13 protein-coding genes are annotated in these 14,299 nt (G+C 73.5%); 11 read left to right on the top strand and 2 right to left on the bottom strand.

Annotation, left to right across the window (positions count from 1 at the left end):
• The first annotated feature begins 153 nt into the window (after positions 1–153).
• From aceB to ABLM29_RS02475, 9 genes are all read left to right on the top strand, one after another.
• Positions 154–1,707, top strand: coding sequence for a malate synthase A (gene aceB, locus ABLM29_RS02435; RefSeq protein WP_349712075.1), 1,554 nt, complete (start codon positions 154–156; stop codon positions 1,705–1,707).
• Positions 1,700–2,887, top strand: a complete 1,188-nt coding sequence (locus tag ABLM29_RS02440) for a DUF6986 family protein (protein ID WP_349712077.1) — start codon at positions 1,700–1,702, stop codon at positions 2,885–2,887. Before aceB ends, ABLM29_RS02440 begins: the two co-directional genes overlap by 8 nt.
• Complete coding sequence (gene uraD / locus ABLM29_RS02445; RefSeq protein ID WP_349712079.1) at positions 2,884–3,366, top strand: 2-oxo-4-hydroxy-4-carboxy-5-ureidoimidazoline decarboxylase; 483 nt, start codon at positions 2,884–2,886, stop codon at positions 3,364–3,366. Before ABLM29_RS02440 ends, uraD begins: the two co-directional genes overlap by 4 nt.
• Positions 3,363–3,656 carry a hydroxyisourate hydrolase gene (gene uraH, locus ABLM29_RS02450; RefSeq protein WP_349712081.1) on the top strand — a complete coding sequence of 98 codons (294 nt, stop codon included), beginning with the start codon at positions 3,363–3,365 and terminating at the stop codon, positions 3,654–3,656. Before uraD ends, uraH begins: the two co-directional genes overlap by 4 nt.
• Position 3,657: 1 nt before the next feature.
• Positions 3,658–4,518 carry a factor-independent urate hydroxylase gene (pucL, locus tag ABLM29_RS02455; RefSeq protein ID WP_349712083.1) on the top strand — a complete coding sequence of 287 codons (861 nt, stop codon included), beginning with the start codon at positions 3,658–3,660 and terminating at the stop codon, positions 4,516–4,518.
• Entirely contained in the window at positions 4,515–5,825 is a 1,311-nt protein-coding gene (gene allB, locus ABLM29_RS02460) for an allantoinase AllB (RefSeq protein ID WP_349712085.1), read from the top strand. Before pucL ends, allB begins: the two co-directional genes overlap by 4 nt.
• Complete coding sequence (gene alc, locus ABLM29_RS02465; RefSeq protein ID WP_349712087.1) at positions 5,822–6,832, top strand: allantoicase; 1,011 nt, start codon at positions 5,822–5,824, stop codon at positions 6,830–6,832. The genes allB and alc overlap by 4 nt, the downstream gene beginning before the upstream one ends.
• Positions 6,833–7,021: 189 nt before the next feature.
• Complete coding sequence (locus ABLM29_RS02470; RefSeq protein ID WP_349712089.1) at positions 7,022–7,972, top strand: YhjD/YihY/BrkB family envelope integrity protein; 951 nt, start codon at positions 7,022–7,024, stop codon at positions 7,970–7,972.
• A 156-nt stretch (positions 7,973–8,128) separates the two neighbouring features.
• Positions 8,129–9,571 carry an amidase gene (locus ABLM29_RS02475; protein ID WP_349712091.1) on the top strand — a complete coding sequence of 481 codons (1,443 nt, stop codon included), beginning with the start codon at positions 8,129–8,131 and terminating at the stop codon, positions 9,569–9,571.
• Positions 9,572–9,640: 69 nt separating this feature from the next.
• On the opposite strand, the gene ABLM29_RS02480 is transcribed toward ABLM29_RS02475, so the two are convergent.
• Both ABLM29_RS02480 and ABLM29_RS02485 read right to left on the bottom strand, forming a co-directional pair.
• Entirely contained in the window at positions 9,641–11,095 is a 1,455-nt protein-coding gene (locus ABLM29_RS02480; protein ID WP_349712092.1) for a SulP family inorganic anion transporter, read from the bottom strand.
• A 523-nt stretch (positions 11,096–11,618) separates the two neighbouring features.
• Complete coding sequence (locus ABLM29_RS02485) at positions 11,619–12,959, bottom strand: NAD-dependent malic enzyme (protein ID WP_349712170.1); 1,341 nt, start codon at positions 12,957–12,959, stop codon at positions 11,619–11,621.
• A 133-nt stretch (positions 12,960–13,092) separates the two neighbouring features.
• On the opposite strand from ABLM29_RS02485, the gene ABLM29_RS02490 reads away from it, so the two are divergent.
• Complete coding sequence (locus tag ABLM29_RS02490; RefSeq protein WP_349712093.1) at positions 13,093–13,731, top strand: nitroreductase family protein; 639 nt, start codon at positions 13,093–13,095, stop codon at positions 13,729–13,731.
• A complete protein-coding gene (locus ABLM29_RS02495) occupies positions 13,731–14,210 on the top strand; it encodes a hypothetical protein (RefSeq protein WP_349712094.1) in 480 nt (159 codons plus the stop codon). Before ABLM29_RS02490 ends, ABLM29_RS02495 begins: the two co-directional genes overlap by 1 nt.
• Positions 14,211–14,299 lie beyond the last annotated feature (89 nt).

A 14,299-nucleotide genomic window follows, 5' to 3' on the forward strand; every position in this document is an offset into this window, starting at 1 on the left:
GTCGAGCACGCGCTCGCCCGGCCCATGCGCCGCATGCGTCTACCGTCAGACGGAGACGAGCCCACCACAGCTTCACCCACCGGGTCGCCACCCGACCGACCCCGGGGGTCCGCAGCTCATCCGATCCGCGACCGCGAAAGGACCCTGCACCGCATGTCCGACCACACCACTCCGAGCGTCGAGGGCGCCGAGCGCATCCTCACCGAGCCCGCGCTCGACTTCGTCCGCTCGCTGCACGAGGCCTTCGGCGTACGCCGCCAGCAGCTGCTGGTCGCCCGCTCGGCCCGCCGCGGCCTGCCGCTCGGCTTCCTGCCCGAGACCACCGAGGTCCGCGAGTCCGCGTGGACGGTGGCGCCCGCGCCCACCGACCTGCAGGACCGGCGGGTGGAGATCACCGGCCCGTGCGACCGGAAGATGACGATCAACGCGCTCAACTCGGGCGCCCGGGTCTGGCTGGCCGACCTCGAGGACGCCAGCACCCCGCACTGGTCCAACGTGGTCGGCGGGCAGGTCAACCTCTACGACGCGATCCGCCGGCAGGTCGACTTCACCTCCGCCGAGGGCAAGTCCTACGCGCTGGACGAGGGCCGGCTGGCCACGATCGTGATGCGCCCGCGCGGCTGGCACCTGGACGAGCGGCACCTCGACCTCGGCACGGCCGGAGACGTCCCGCTGGCCGGCGCGCTGGTCGACTTCGGCCTCTACGTCTTCCACAACGCCGCCGAGCTGCTCCGCCAGGGCAGCGGGCCGTACTTCTACCTGCCCAAGATGGAGAGCCACCTCGAGGCGCGGCTCTGGAACGACGTCTTCAACCACGCCCAGGACGCGCTCGGCATCCCGCGCGGCACCATCCGCGCCACCGTGCTGATCGAGACGGTGCCGGCCGCCTTCGAGATGGAGGAGATCCTCTACGAGCTGCGCGAGCACGCCTCCGGGCTCAACGCCGGCCGCTGGGACTACCTGTTCTCGATGATCAAGTGCCACCGCGACGCCGGCCCCGAGTTCGTCCTCCCCGACCGCGCCAGCGTCTCGATGACCGTGCCGTTCATGCGCTCCTACGCCGAGCTGCTGGTCAAGACCTGCCACCGCCGCGGCGCCTTCGCGATGGGCGGCATGTCCGCGTTCATCCCGAGCCGCCGCGACGCCGAGGTCAACGCGAAGGCGTTCGCCCAGGTCAAGGCCGACAAGGAGCGCGAGGCGGGCCAGGGCTTCGACGGCTCCTGGGTGGCCCACCCCGACCTGGTGCCGATCTGCGTCGAGGCCTTCGACGCGGTCCTCGGCGACCGCCCCAACCAGCTCGACCGGCAGCGCGACGACGTGTCGGTGACGGCCAGCGACCTGCTCGACGTCGCCTCCGCGGGCGGCGCCATCACCTACGACGGGATGCGGCTCAACGTCGAGGTCGCGCTGCTCTACCTCGCCGCCTGGCTGCGCGGCCAGGGCGCGGTCGCGATCCACAACCTGATGGAGGACGCCGCCACCGCGGAGATCTCCCGCTCCCAGCTCTGGCAGTGGATCTACAACGGCTCCACGCTCGACGACGGCCGCACCATCACCCGCGAGCTGGTCGCCGCGACGATCGACGAGGTCGCCGCCGCGCTGGGCGACCAGGTCGCCGAAGCCCGCCCGATCTTCGAGCGGGTCGTCCTCGACGAGGAGTACGTCGACTTCCTGACCCTGCCCGCCTACGAGGCGATCGATGGCTGAGCGGTCGGCCGGGGACCTCGCCACGCTCGCCGGGCGGGTCGACGCACTGCTCGCCGACGCGGACGCCACGCTGGCGCGCCGGCGTACGAGGCCGCGGGCGCCGCAGCCGGTGCACACCGTCTACGTGCCCGCCGACCGGTACGACGCCGACACCGTCGCCCGGTACGGCGCCCAGGCCGCCGCGCTGCTCGACGAGTGCGCCGACGTGCTCGGCGCCGATCCCGAGGTCGTCGAGCGGGTGCGGGTCCGGCTGGCCGAGCGGCCGGTCGACGACCTGCGGATCGACTTCGAGGACGGCTACGGCGTGCGTCCCGACGATGTCGAGGACGCCGAGATCGACCGGGTGGCCGCGTTCGCCGCGCAGGCGCCCGAGCAGGGGATCCGGTTCAAGTCCCTGGAGGCGCCCACCCGCGCCCGGGCGCTGCGGACGCTGGACCGCTGGCTCGGCGCCGGCGGTCACCGCCCCGACAGCGACCACCTGACGCTGCCCAAGGTCACCTCGGTCGAGCAGGTAGCGGCGATGACGCTGATCGCCGGCACGCTGGAGGAGCGGCACGGCCTGGCCGCGGGCGCGCTCACCTTCGAGATCCAGGTCGAGACCGCGCAGGCGGTGCTCGGCCCGGACGGCACCGCCCCGCTGCCGGCGATGATCGAGGCCGGCGAGGGCCGGGTCACCGGGCTTCACTACGGCACCTACGACTACGCCCGCTCGCTCGGCATCGCCGCGCGCGACCAGGCGCTCGACCACCCGGTCGCCGACCACGCCAAGGCCGTGATGCAGGCCGCCGCGGCCGGCACCGGCGTCTTCGTCTGCGACGGCTCGTCCAACGTCGCGCCGGCCGGGGACGCCCGCGCCGAGGCGTGGCGGCTGCACGCGCGCCTGGTCACCCGGTCGCTGCACCGCGGGCTCTACCAGGGCTGGGACCTGCTCCCGGCCCAGCTGCCCAGCCGGTTCCTGGCCACCTTCGCCTACTTCCGCGACGGCCTGGCGCTCGCCACGGAGCGGCTCGACGCCTACCTCGGGCGGCAGTCGTCGACGTACCTGGACGAGCCGGCGACGGCCGCGGCCCTGGCCGACTACGTGCTCCGCGCCGTCGAGTGCGGCGCGGTCGACGAGGCCGAGGTCTCCCACTCCCTCGCGGACCTGACCGCCCTCACCACGACCGGAGGAGTCGCATGAAGCCGATCGATCTCGACGCCGCCACCCTGCTCGCCTGCTGCGAGTCCCCGGCCTGGGTCGACGCGGTCCTCGCCGCCGGCCCGTACGACGACCTGGAGGCCCTCACCGACGCGGCCGGCGAGGCCTTCGACGCGCTGCCCGAGGCCGAGGTGGACCGCGCCGTCCGCGCGCACCCGCGGATCGGGGAGCGCGCGACCGGCGCCAGCACCCACGCCCGCTGGTCGCGGCAGGAGCAGGGCGGCGTCCGGACGTCGGAGGCCGACGAGCTGATCGACCTCAACCTTGCCTACGAGGAGCGGTTCGGCCGGGTCTTCCTGATCCACGCCCAGGGCCGCTCGGGCGCTGAGATCATCGAGCAGCTGAGGCTCCGGCTGGCCAACGACGCCGAGCGCGAGGACGACGTGGTCCGCGCCGAGATGCGCTCCCTGGCCCTGTCGCGGCTGGGGAAGGCGGTCGGCACGGAGGAGGGCGCGTCGTGAGCCAGGTGACCACCCACGTCCTTGACGCCGCCGCGGGGCGGCCCAAGGCCGGCGTACCGGTCCGGTTGGAGGGGCCCGGGATCGAGGCGACCGGCGTCACCGACGACGACGGCCGGGTCCGCGACCTCGGCCCCGCGTCGCTGCCGCACGGGACCTACCGGCTGACCTTCGAGGTCGCCACGCCGTTCTACCCCGAGGTGGTGATCACGTTCGCCGTCAGCGACGACGGCCACTACCACGTGCCGCTGCTGCTCAGCCCGTACTCCTACTCGACCTACAGGGGGTCCTGACATGTCCACTCCGACCAGCGGCATCCGCCTCGGCAAGAACCAGTACGGCAAGGCCGAGAACCGCGTCGTGCGGATCGTCCGGGACACCCCGCGCCACGAGATCCACGACTTCAACGTCTCCACCAGCCTGCGCGGCGACTTCGCGGCGGCGCACACGGTCGGCGACCAGTCGGCGGTGCTGCCCACCGACACCCAGAAGAACACCGCGTTCGCGCTGGCCAAGGAGCACGCCACCGGCGCCGTCGAGGAGTACGCGATCGCCGTCGGCACGCGGCTGCTCGAGGCGACGCCGGCCGCGGAGGAGGCCAGGATCGCGGTCGAGCAGTACGCCTGGGAGCGGATCGGCGACCACGACCACGCGTTCGTGCGCTCGGGCCGGGGCGTGCGCACCACCGTCGTCGAGATGGGCCCGGACGGGGTCGAGGTGGTCTCGGGCATCAAGGACCTGGTCATCCTCAAGTCCACCGGGTCGGAGTTCAAGGGCTTCCTGCGCGACGAGTTCACCACCCTGGAGGAGGCCGACGACCGGATCCTGGCCACGTCGCTGGTCGCCACGTGGCGCTACGCCTCCACCGCGGGCGCGGGGAGCGTGGACTGGGAGGCGACGTACGCCTCGGTGGTCGAGACGGTTCTGGCCACCTTCGCCGACCACTACAGCAAGGCGCTGCAGCAGACGCTCTTCGCGATGGGCAGCGCGGTGCTGGAGAAGCACGCCGAGATCGCCGAGATCTCCTTCGCCGCGCCCAACAAGCACCACTTCCTGTACGACCTCGACCGGTTCGGGATCGAGAACGACGGCGAGGTCTTCTACGCCGCCGACCGGCCCTACGGCCTGATCGAGGCGACGGTGGAGCGCGGGTGATCGTCTTCCGTGGCAACGCGGTCCTGCCGGAGGGGATCGCCGAGCGCGACGTGCTGGTCGAGGGCGGCCGGATCGCCTCCGTCGAGGAGGTCCGGGCCGACCGGGAGCTGTCGTTCGGCGACCGGATCATCGCGCTGGCCGACGACGAGGTGCTGCTGCCCGGCCTGGTCGACACCCACGTCCACGTCAACGAGCCCGGCCGCACCGAGTGGGAGGGCTTCGCGAGCGCCACCCGGGCGGCCGCGGCCGGCGGCGTGACCACGATCGTGGACATGCCGCTGAACTCGATCCCGGCCACCACCACGCTCGACGCGCTGGAGGTCAAGCGCGAGGCCGCCGAGGGACAGTGCTTCGTCGACGTCGGGTTCTGGGGCGGAGCGGTGCCCGGGAACGTCGGCGACCTCGCCGCGCTGCACGAGGCCGGGGTGGTCGGGTTCAAGTGCTTCCTGCTCGACTCGGGCGTGGACGAGTTCCCGCCGCTCTCCGGCACCGAGCTCGACGCCGCCGCGACCGAGATCGCCCGGCTGGGCTCGCTGCTGATCGTGCACGCCGAGGACGGCGAGCAGATCCTCGATCCCGCCGGTCCCGGGTACGCCGACTTCCTGGCCTCGCGGCCCGGCCCGTCGGAGGGCGACGCCGTCGCCCGCCTGGTCGAGGTCGCGGAGGCGACGGGCTGCCGGATCCACGTCGTCCACGTGTCGGGCGCGGAGGCGCTGGCTGTGCTGGCCGCGCACCCCGGCGTGCTGAGCGCGGAGACCTGCCCGCACTACCTGACGCTGTCGGAGGCGGACGTGGCCGACGACGCCACCGAGTTCAAGTGCTGCCCGCCGATCCGGTCGGGCGACCACCAGGACCGGCTGTGGGCCGCGCTGCAGGACGGGACGCTGCGCTGCGTGGTCTCCGACCACTCCCCGGCCACGGCCGACCTGAAGCTGACCGGCGACTTCCGCACCGCCTGGGGCGGCATCGCCTCCCTCCAGCTCGGGCTGCCGCTGGTGTGGAGCGGCGCGCGGAAGCGCGGGATCGGGCTGGCCGAGGTGGTCGGCTGGATGGCGACGGCGACCGCCGACCTGGTCGGCCTGCGCCGCAAGGGCCGGATCGCGGTCGGCGCCGACGCCGACCTGGTGGTCTTCGCGCCCGACGAGGCGTGGACGATCGACGCGCCGGCCCTGGAGCACCGCAACCCGGTGTCGCCGTACCACCACCGCGAGGTGACCGGCCGCGTGCGCAGCACCTGGCTGCTGGGGGAGAGGATCGAGACGGACGAGGAGCCGCGAGGGCGGCTGCTGGGAGGGAAGCTGCGATGACGATGGACTTCCGGAGCCTGCCGGACCTGGCCTCCCGCGCCCTGGGCGGCGCGGTGGTCTTCGCGAACGACGAGCTCTTCGCGGAGAAGGAGAACCTGATCAAGCCCGGCCCCGCCGAGCGCTCGGACGACTTCGGGCACAAGGGCAAGGTGTACGACGGCTGGGAGACCCGCCGCCGCCGGGAGCCCGGCTCGGACCACGCCATCGTCCGGCTCGCGGTGCCCGGGCGCGTGCGCGGCGTCGTGGTCGACACCGCCTACTTCGCGGGCAACTACCCGCCGTACGTCTCCGTCGAGGGGGCCGCGGTGGAGGGGTACCCGTCGCCGGAGGAGATCGACGGCTGGTTCCCGCTGCTGGGGAAGGTGGAGGTCAAGGGCGACTGCGAGAACGCCTTCGAGCTCACCGGGGAGGCCGCGGACCGTCGCGTCACCCACGTCCGGCTCACCATCTACCCCGACGGCGGGGTGGCGCGGTTCCGGGTGCACGGGGTGGCCTCCCCGGACCCGGCGCTGCTGACCGGCACCGTCGACCTCGCCGCACTGGAGAACGGCGGCACCATCACCGGCTGCTCCGACGCCTTCTACGGCTCGGCCTCGCAGCTCCTGCTGCCCGGCCGGGCGCGCAGCATGGGCGACGGCTGGGAGAACGCCCGCCGCCGCGACGACGGCAACGACTTCGTGGAGGTGCGGCTGGCCGGCCGCGGCGTGGTGCGCCGCGTCGAGCTCGACACCAGCTACTTCGTCGGCAACGCCCCGGGCTGGGCCTCGCTGACCGGGTTCGGGGCGGACGCCCCGGCGGACGGGGTGGCGCTGCTGCCGCGCACCCGCCTGCAGCCCGACACCCGCCACGTCTTCGCGGTCGGAGGCACCCCGGCCGAGGGTGTGCCGGCCGAGGGCGTGCCGGCCGAGGGCGTGCCGGCCGAGGGCGTGCCGGTGGAGTCGGTCCGCCTCGACGTGTTCCCCGACGGCGGGATGGCGCGCCTGCGCGTCTGGGGCGAGCTGACGTAGCCGAGCCGGGGCTCGGGGCAGGCCGAGCCGGGGCTTGGGGCAGGCCGACGCGGGGCTTGGGGCAGGCCGAACCGGGGCTCGGGCACCTCCGGATCCGGCACGTCGCCCCGCACCCCTGCCGTGCTTGCGTACCGTGTCACCCGCACCGCCGGACGGCCGCGCGGCGCCGGGAACGGGAGGTGAGGGACCGTGGACATCGCCGGGACCCGCGAGCGGTGGCGGTCGACGTACCAGATGCGTCGGGACCAGGCGAAGGACCTGGTCGACCGGATCCCGATCATCGGCCGGTTGATCAGTGAGTTCGTCCGGATCGAGTTCATCGACCGCTGCATGCTGATCGCCGCGCAGGGGCTGCTCGCGCTGGTGCCGGTGCTGGTGGTGCTGTCCGCGTTCTTCCCGACCCTGGTCGGTGACGCCGTCGGGCAGTTCTCCTCGGCCTCGGGGGTCGGCAAGTCGGGGACGACGATCATCCAGAACGAGCTCGACCCGGCGACCGTGCGCACGCACACCGGCTACATCGGCCTGGCGATCACGATCTTCTCCGCGACCAGCTTCTCCCGCGCCATCCAGCGGATGTACGAGCGGATCTGGGCGTGCAAGCACATCGGCGGCGTCTCGGGCCTGCGCCGCTGCCTGCTGTGGCTGATCGGCTGGCTGATGACGCTGCAGATCTTCGCCGCGATCAAGGGCATCATCAGCGGCCTCGACGGGCTCCTCGGCAACGGGTTCGAGTTCTTCCTCCAGGGACTGCTGATGACGGGCGTCTGGCTCGTGACGAGCTGGGCGCTGCTCTTCGGCCGCGTGCCGTGGCACCGGTTGCTGCTCGGCGCGGCGCTGACCGGCTACCTCGGCGTGATCTACAACCAGGGCTCGGCGCTGGTGATGCCGCCGTACGTGCGCAACAACGCCGAGCAGTTCGGCACCCTCGGCATCATCCTGGCGGTCTCGAGCTGGCTGATCGGGTACGCCGCGATCATGGTCGCCTCGGCCCTGCTCGGCCGCGTGATCTCCGAGGACCCCACGGTCCGGAAGGTCGTCGGCAGCTGGCGGCCGGTCGTCGCCTGGGCGCGCCGCTTCAGCTCGCCCGCCGCGCCGACCCCGCCGACCGCGGACCCCGACAGCCGACCTGCCGGTCCCTGACCGCCGAGCCGGGACTTGGGGCAGGCCGAGCCGGGGCTCGCGCCGCGCCGAACCGGCGCTCGCGCCGAACAGCGGGAGCGAACGTCCCCGAGGACGGTGGCGCGGGACGGGCACCTGGTGTGAACTGTCGGGACGGACCACCGGCGAGGAGGACCCATGTCCCTGGTTGCCGAGCTGGCCGCCCTCGACGCCACCGCGCAGGCGGCGTTGGTGCACCGCGGGGAGCTCCGCCCGCGCGACCTCGTCGCCGCGGCGATCGAGCGGATCGAGGGGGTGGACCCGGCCCTGAACGCGGTGATCACTCCGGCCTTCGACGCCGCGCTGGAGGCTGCGGAGCGGGTCCAGCCGGACGCCCATTTCGCGGGGGTCCCCTTCCTGGTGAAGGATCTGGCCGCGCAGGTCGAGGGGGTCGCGTTCCACGAGGGCTCCCGGTTCCTGCGTGACGTGGTCTCCACCCACGACACCGAGCTGGTCCGCCGGTTGCGGGCGTCCGGCCTGGTGATCCTCGGCAAGACCAACGCCCCCGAGTTCGGGATGGTGCCCGCCTGCGAGCCGCTGCTCAGCGGCCCGACCCGCAACCCCTGGGACGTCGACCGGTCGACGAGTGGGTCGAGCGGCGGTTCGGCGGCCGCGGTGGCCTCCGGGATGGTGCCGATGGCGCATGGCAACGACCTCGGCGGATCGTTGCGCTACCCGGCCTCGGCGTGCGGCGTCTTCGGCCTGAAGCCGACCCGCGCGCGGGTGCCGGTCGGTCCCGAGTTCGGCGACCTGGTCGGGGGCTGGGCCTGCGAGCACGCGCTGACCCGGTCCGTGCGCGACAGCGCGGGCCTCCTCGACGCGCTGGCGGGCCGGATGGTGGGCGACCCCTACCCGGCGCCGCCGCACGCAGGCACGTTCGCCGGCGAGGTCGGGCTGGAGCCCCCGCCGCTGCGGATCGGCTTCTCCGGCCGCCGGTTCGACGGTCGGCGGCCCCACCCCGACTGCGTCGCCGCGCTCGAGGATGCCGTCGCGCTGTGCGCCGACCTCGGGCACGAGCCGGTGGAGGCGAACCTGCCGGGGCTCACCGCCGAGGTCGGTGCGGCGATCGGCACGGTCCTCGACGCCGCCATCGCCTGGGTGGTTGCGCACTGGACCCGCAAGCTCGGGCGCCCGCCCGAGGGCGACGACCTCGAGCCGCTGACCTGGGCCTACCTCGAGGCGGGACGGAAGGTGAGTGCGGCCGACTACCTGGAGGCGGTCGAGGTGCTCCAGCGGTTCGCCCGGAGGGTGGCGGAGTTCCTGGCCGGGGTCGACGTCTGGCTGACGCCGACGCTGTCGGACCTGCCGGCGCCCATCGGGGCGATCACCTCCACCGCGGAGGATCCGCTGCGCGCGCTCCGCAACGGCGGTCGCACCACCGCCTACGCCGGCGTGGTCGCCAACATCACCGGCAACCCGGCGATGTCGGTCCCGCTGTGGTGGAACGACGCCGACGGACTGCCGGTCGGCGTCCACTTCCTGGGCCGGTACGGCGACGAGGCGACCCTGTTCCGGCTCGCCGGACAGATGGAGGCCGCCCGCCCGTGGTCCGGGCGGCGACCGCCGGTCTGGGCGGGCTGATCGCCGAACCGGGGCTCGCGCCGTGCCGAACCGGGGCTCGCGCCGTGCCGAGCCGGGGCTCGCGCCGCGTCAGTGCGAGGCGAGGGTCCCGGTCAGCCGCTCGTGCCGGTCGGCGCTGGGCTGGTTGAGGCCGACGATCCGCACCTCGGTGCCGTGCCGCTCGTACTTCGTGGTGACCGCGTCCAGCGCCGCCACCGTGGAGGCGTCCCAGATGTGGGACTCGGTCAGGTCGATCACGACCTGCTCGGGGTCGGCGGCGTAGTCGAACTGCGCGTACAGGTCGTTGCTGGAGGCGAAGAAGAGCTCGCCGGTGACCCGGTAGTGCGCCGTCGCGACGCCGTCGACGGTGATCACCTCGCGGTGCAACTGGGTCAGCGAGGCGACCCGCCGGGCGAACAGCGTCATCGCGACCAGGACGCCGACGACCACGCCGATGGCGAGGTTGTGGGTGGCCACGGTGAAGGCGACCGTCGTCAGCATGACCGTGGTCTCCGACTTCGGCATCCGGCGCAGCGTGGAGGGCTGGATCGAGTGCCAGTCGAAGGTGCCGACCGACACCATGATCATCACCGCGACCAGCGCGGCCATCGGGATCATCGCCACGACGTCGCCGAGGCCGACCACGAGGATCAGCAGGAAGACGCCGGCGAGGAAGGTCGAGACGCGGGTGCGGGCACCCGAGATCTTCACGTTGATCATCGTCTGGCCGATCATCGCGCAGCCGCCCATGCCGCCGAAGAAGCCGGTGATCACGTTGGCGGCGCCCTGGCCGAGCGACTCGCGGGTCTTGTCCGAGCGGGTGTCGGTGATGTCGTCGACGAGCTGCGCGGTGAGCAGCGACTCCAGCAGGCCGACCAGCGCCATGCCGAGCGCGTACGGCGCGATGATCCGCAGCGTCTCCATCGTGAACGGCACGTCCGGGATGAACCACGACGGCAGGCTGTCGGGCAGGGCGCCCTCGTCGCCGACGGTCGGGACGCTGAGCCCGCCGGCCACGACCAGCACGGTCAGCACGGCGATCGCGACGAGCGGGGCGGGGATCACGGTGTTGACCCGCGGGAAGAGCACGATCATCGCGACGCCGGCCGCGGTCAGCGGGTAGACCAGCCACGGTACGTCGACCAGGTGGGTGATCTGCGAGGAGAAGATGAGGATCGCGAGCGCGTTGACGAAGCCGACCATCACCGAGCGCGGGATGTAGCGCATCAACCGGGCGACGCCGGCCGCGCCGAGCGCGATCTGGATGAGGCCGCCGAGCAGCACGGTCGCGATCAGGTAGTCGTAGCCGTACTCGCGCACCACGGGCGCGATGACCAGCGCGATAGCGCCGGTGGCGGCCGAGATCATCGCCGGGCGACCGCCCAGGAACGAGATCGCCACGGCCATCGTGAACGAGGCGAAGAGGCCGACCCGGGGGTCGACGCCGGCGATGATCGAGAAGGCGATCGCCTCCGGGATCAGCGCCAGGCCGACGACGAGGCCGGCGAGGGCCTCGGTGCGCAGCAGCTTGGGGGAGCGCAGCACCCCACGAACGGTCTGCTCGGGCGGGGTCGCCGGCTGGGCAGGCGCAGTCTGGGACAAGGCTCGGCTCCGGTTTCGGGTCGCGGGTGTCGCGGCTCGGGCGTCGAGGCGCGGCGTGGCGGGACGCGGTCCGACCACGACGTACGACGGTGCGCTGCCCGGGCGCGAGGTCTCGGCCCCGCGGGCGACGCTGCGGCGGGCCGGCCCCATCGCCGGCACAGCACCGTGGGTCAGCCTACCGTCGGCCCGCCCGCGACCCCGATTCCGCGCCGAACCGGGGCTCGCGCCGCGCCGAACCGGGGCTCGCGCCGTGCCGAACCGGCACCTGCGCCGCACCGAACCGGGGCTCGCGCCGCGCCGAAGGGCGGCTTGGGCAGCGTCGCGCTGGGCCCGCGCCGCCCTAACCCCCGGTTCGGCCTGCCCTAACCCCCGGTTCGGCCTGCCCCGAGCCCCGGTTCGGCCTGCCCCAAACCCCGGTTCGGCCTGCCCCGAGCCCCGGTTCGGGCTGCCCCGACCCCCGGCTCGGTCAGTGGCCGGAGATGGCGGTCGCCACCGCCTGGTGCACCTCGTGGTGGAAGACGCTCGGGATGATGTAGGAGGCGTTCAGCTCGTCGTCGGTGACGACGTTGGCGATCGCCTCGGCGGCGCGGATCATCTGGTCCAGGGTGACGTGGCCGGCGCGGGCGTCGAGCAGGCCGCGGAAGACGCCGGGGAAGACCAGCACGTTGTTGAGCTGGTTGGGGAAGTCGGAGCGGCCCGAGGCGACGACGGCGGCGTACTCGGCGGCAGCGGCCGGGTCGACCTCCGGCACCGGGTTGGCCATCGCGAAGACGATGGGGTCGGCGGCCATCTCCTTGATCCAGACCGGCTCGAGGATGTTCGGCGCGGAGACGCCGATGAAGACGTCGGCGTCCTGCAGCGCGTCGCGCAGCCCGCCGCGGACCTGGCGCGGGTTGGTCACCGCGGCCAGCTCGGCGTGCGCGGGGGAGAGGTCGGGGTCGCCGGCGACGATCAGCCCGAACCGGTCCGAGACGACGATGTCGGTGACGCCGGCGGCGAGCAGCAGGGTGACGATGGCGGTGCCGGCGGCGCCGCCGCCGGAGACCACGACGCGGCTCTCGGTGAGGGACTTGCCGACCACCCGCAGGGCGTTGGTCAGGCCGGCGAGCACGGCGATCGCGGTGCCGTGCTGGTCGTCGTGGAAGACCGGGATGTCGAGGCGCTCGCGCAGCCGGGCCTCGATCTCGAAGCAGCGCGGGGCGGCGATGTCCTCGAGGTTGATGCCGCCGAAGCCGGGGGCGATCAGCTCGACCGCGCGCACGATCTCGTCGACGTCCTGGGTGTCCAGGCAGATCGGCCAGGCGTCGACGCCGCCGAACCGCTTGAACAGGGCCGCCTTGCCCTCCATCACCGGCAGGGCCGCGCCGGGGCCGATGTTGCCCAGGCCGAGCACCGCGGAGCCGTCGGTGACGACGGCCACCGCGTTGCCCTTGACGGTGAGGCGGGAGACGTCGTCGGGGTTCTCGGCGAGCGCCATCGAGACCCGGCCGACGCCGGGGGTGTAGGCCATCGACAGGTCGTCGCGGGTCTTCAGCGGGACCTTCGACTGCACCTCGATCTTGCCGCCGAGGTGCAGCAGGAAGGTCCGGTCGCTGACCTTGTGCACCTCCACGCCGGGCACCCCGGCGACGGCCGTCTGCAGCACCAGCGCGTGCTCGGCGTCGGCCGAGGAGCAGGTCACGTCGACGACCAGCCGCTCGTGGCCGGACTCGGTGACGTCGATCGCGGTGACCACGCCCCCGGCCACGGCGATCGCGGTGGCGACCGCCCCCACCACGCGGTGGTCCGGCGCCGTGTGCAGGCGCATGGTGATGGAGTTGGACGAGGACGTGGCGGTCGGAACGGGTCGAGTCACCTGCCGATTCTCATCCGGCCGGGCCGTTACTCCCAAGTAGCGCACCGATGCCCTCCTGGCGCGCGGACTCGCGATACTGGGCGCCATGCCCGACAGCCCGGCCCACGCCCCGATGCCCGGAGCCGAGGTCCTCGCCGAGCCGATGCGCTCGCGCTGGAGCCCCAGCATCTTCGACGATGCCCACCGCCTCGAGCCCGCGCAGGTCGCGGCGCTGCTGGAGGCGGCCCGGTGGGCGCCCAGCCGCGGCAATATGCAGCCGTGGCGGTTCCTCGTCGCCGAGCGCGGTACGCCGGCGCACGCCGTCCTGGTCGCGCACCTGCGCCGTGGCAACTCGACCTGGGTGCCGCGGGCGTCGGTGGTGTTCCTGGGTGCGGCGCAGTTCGCGGCGGACGAGGCGGGCGAGGGCCCGGACCAGCCCGAGTACTCGTTCCACGACCTCGGCCAGGCGGCCGCCCACCTGACCCTGCAGGCGCGCGCGATGGGCCTGCACGCCCACCAGTTCGCCGGGTTCGACCGGGACGCGGTGGCGGCGGAGCTCGGTTACCCCTCCTACGTCCGGCTGCTGACCGGGATCGCCGTCGGCGTACCGGGTGACCCGGCGACCGCGACCGAGCGTGACCGGAGCAAGGAGGAGCGGGTGCGCGACCGCCGGCCGGTGGCCGACTTCGCCTTCGCCGGCTCCTGGGGCACGCCCTGGGACGGCGCGCCGGAGGGGACCGGCTGATGGGGCGCAGCCGCAGCGTCCTGTGGGGCCTGATCTTCGTCGCGGTCCTGGTCAACCTGCCGATCGGGCACCACCTCTGGTCGGAGTTCCGGCTGAGCCGCTCGGGGGTGGAGACCACCGCGGAGGTGGTGCACGCCAACGTCCTGGAGGGTGGCGACGGGCCGCGCTACGTCCTCCAGTTCCGGTACGACGACGAGCTGGATCCCGAGCAGCAGTTGTGGCCGGTGGAGGTCGACCGCGCCGCCTTCGCCAGCGCCGAGGCGTCCGGCGAGGTCGACGTCCGGTCGGTGCCGGGCCGGCCCGCGACCTTCTCGGTCGAGGGCGAGACCGGCACGGCGACGGGCTGGGTGGTGCTGCTGGTCATCGACGTGATGCTGGTGCTGCTGGTGGTCCTGCTGTGGCGCGCGCGCCGGCTGGGCCGGTGGTCGGCGGACGGCGAGGAGGACCCCGAGGACCCGGACCAGGCCCGGCCGTTCTGACGCCGCGCCGCGGCCACGCGGACGGAATCCGGGCGGCGACGCGCCCGAATCCGGCTACCGGCGGGTCACCCGGAGTGGCGAGGCCCTAG

The organism is Nocardioides sp. YIM 152588, from assembly GCF_040191335.1.
Classification (GTDB): domain Bacteria; phylum Actinomycetota; class Actinomycetes; order Propionibacteriales; family Nocardioidaceae; genus Nocardioides.

What these genes read in the sequence shown, in the direction of transcription:
- pucL (WP_349712083.1), top strand. Translation starts at nt 3,658, where the DNA reads ATGTCCACTCCGACCAGCGGCATCCGCCTCGGCAAGAACCAGTACGGC.
- uraD (WP_349712079.1), top strand. Translation starts at nt 2,884, where the DNA reads ATGAAGCCGATCGATCTCGACGCCGCCACCCTGCTCGCCTGCTGCGAG.
- ABLM29_RS02440 (WP_349712077.1), top strand. Translation starts at nt 1,700, where the DNA reads ATGGCTGAGCGGTCGGCCGGGGACCTCGCCACGCTCGCCGGGCGGGTC.
- ABLM29_RS02475 (WP_349712091.1), top strand. Translation starts at nt 8,129, where the DNA reads ATGTCCCTGGTTGCCGAGCTGGCCGCCCTCGACGCCACCGCGCAGGCG.
- ABLM29_RS02490 (WP_349712093.1), top strand. Translation starts at nt 13,093, where the DNA reads ATGCCCGACAGCCCGGCCCACGCCCCGATGCCCGGAGCCGAGGTCCTC.
- aceB (WP_349712075.1), top strand. Translation starts at nt 154, where the DNA reads ATGTCCGACCACACCACTCCGAGCGTCGAGGGCGCCGAGCGCATCCTC.
- alc (WP_349712087.1), top strand. Translation starts at nt 5,822, where the DNA reads ATGACGATGGACTTCCGGAGCCTGCCGGACCTGGCCTCCCGCGCCCTG.
- ABLM29_RS02485 (WP_349712170.1), bottom strand. Translation starts at nt 12,959, where the DNA reads ATGCGCCTGCACACGGCGCCGGACCACCGCGTGGTGGGGGCGGTCGCC.
- ABLM29_RS02495 (WP_349712094.1), top strand. Translation starts at nt 13,731, where the DNA reads ATGGGGCGCAGCCGCAGCGTCCTGTGGGGCCTGATCTTCGTCGCGGTC.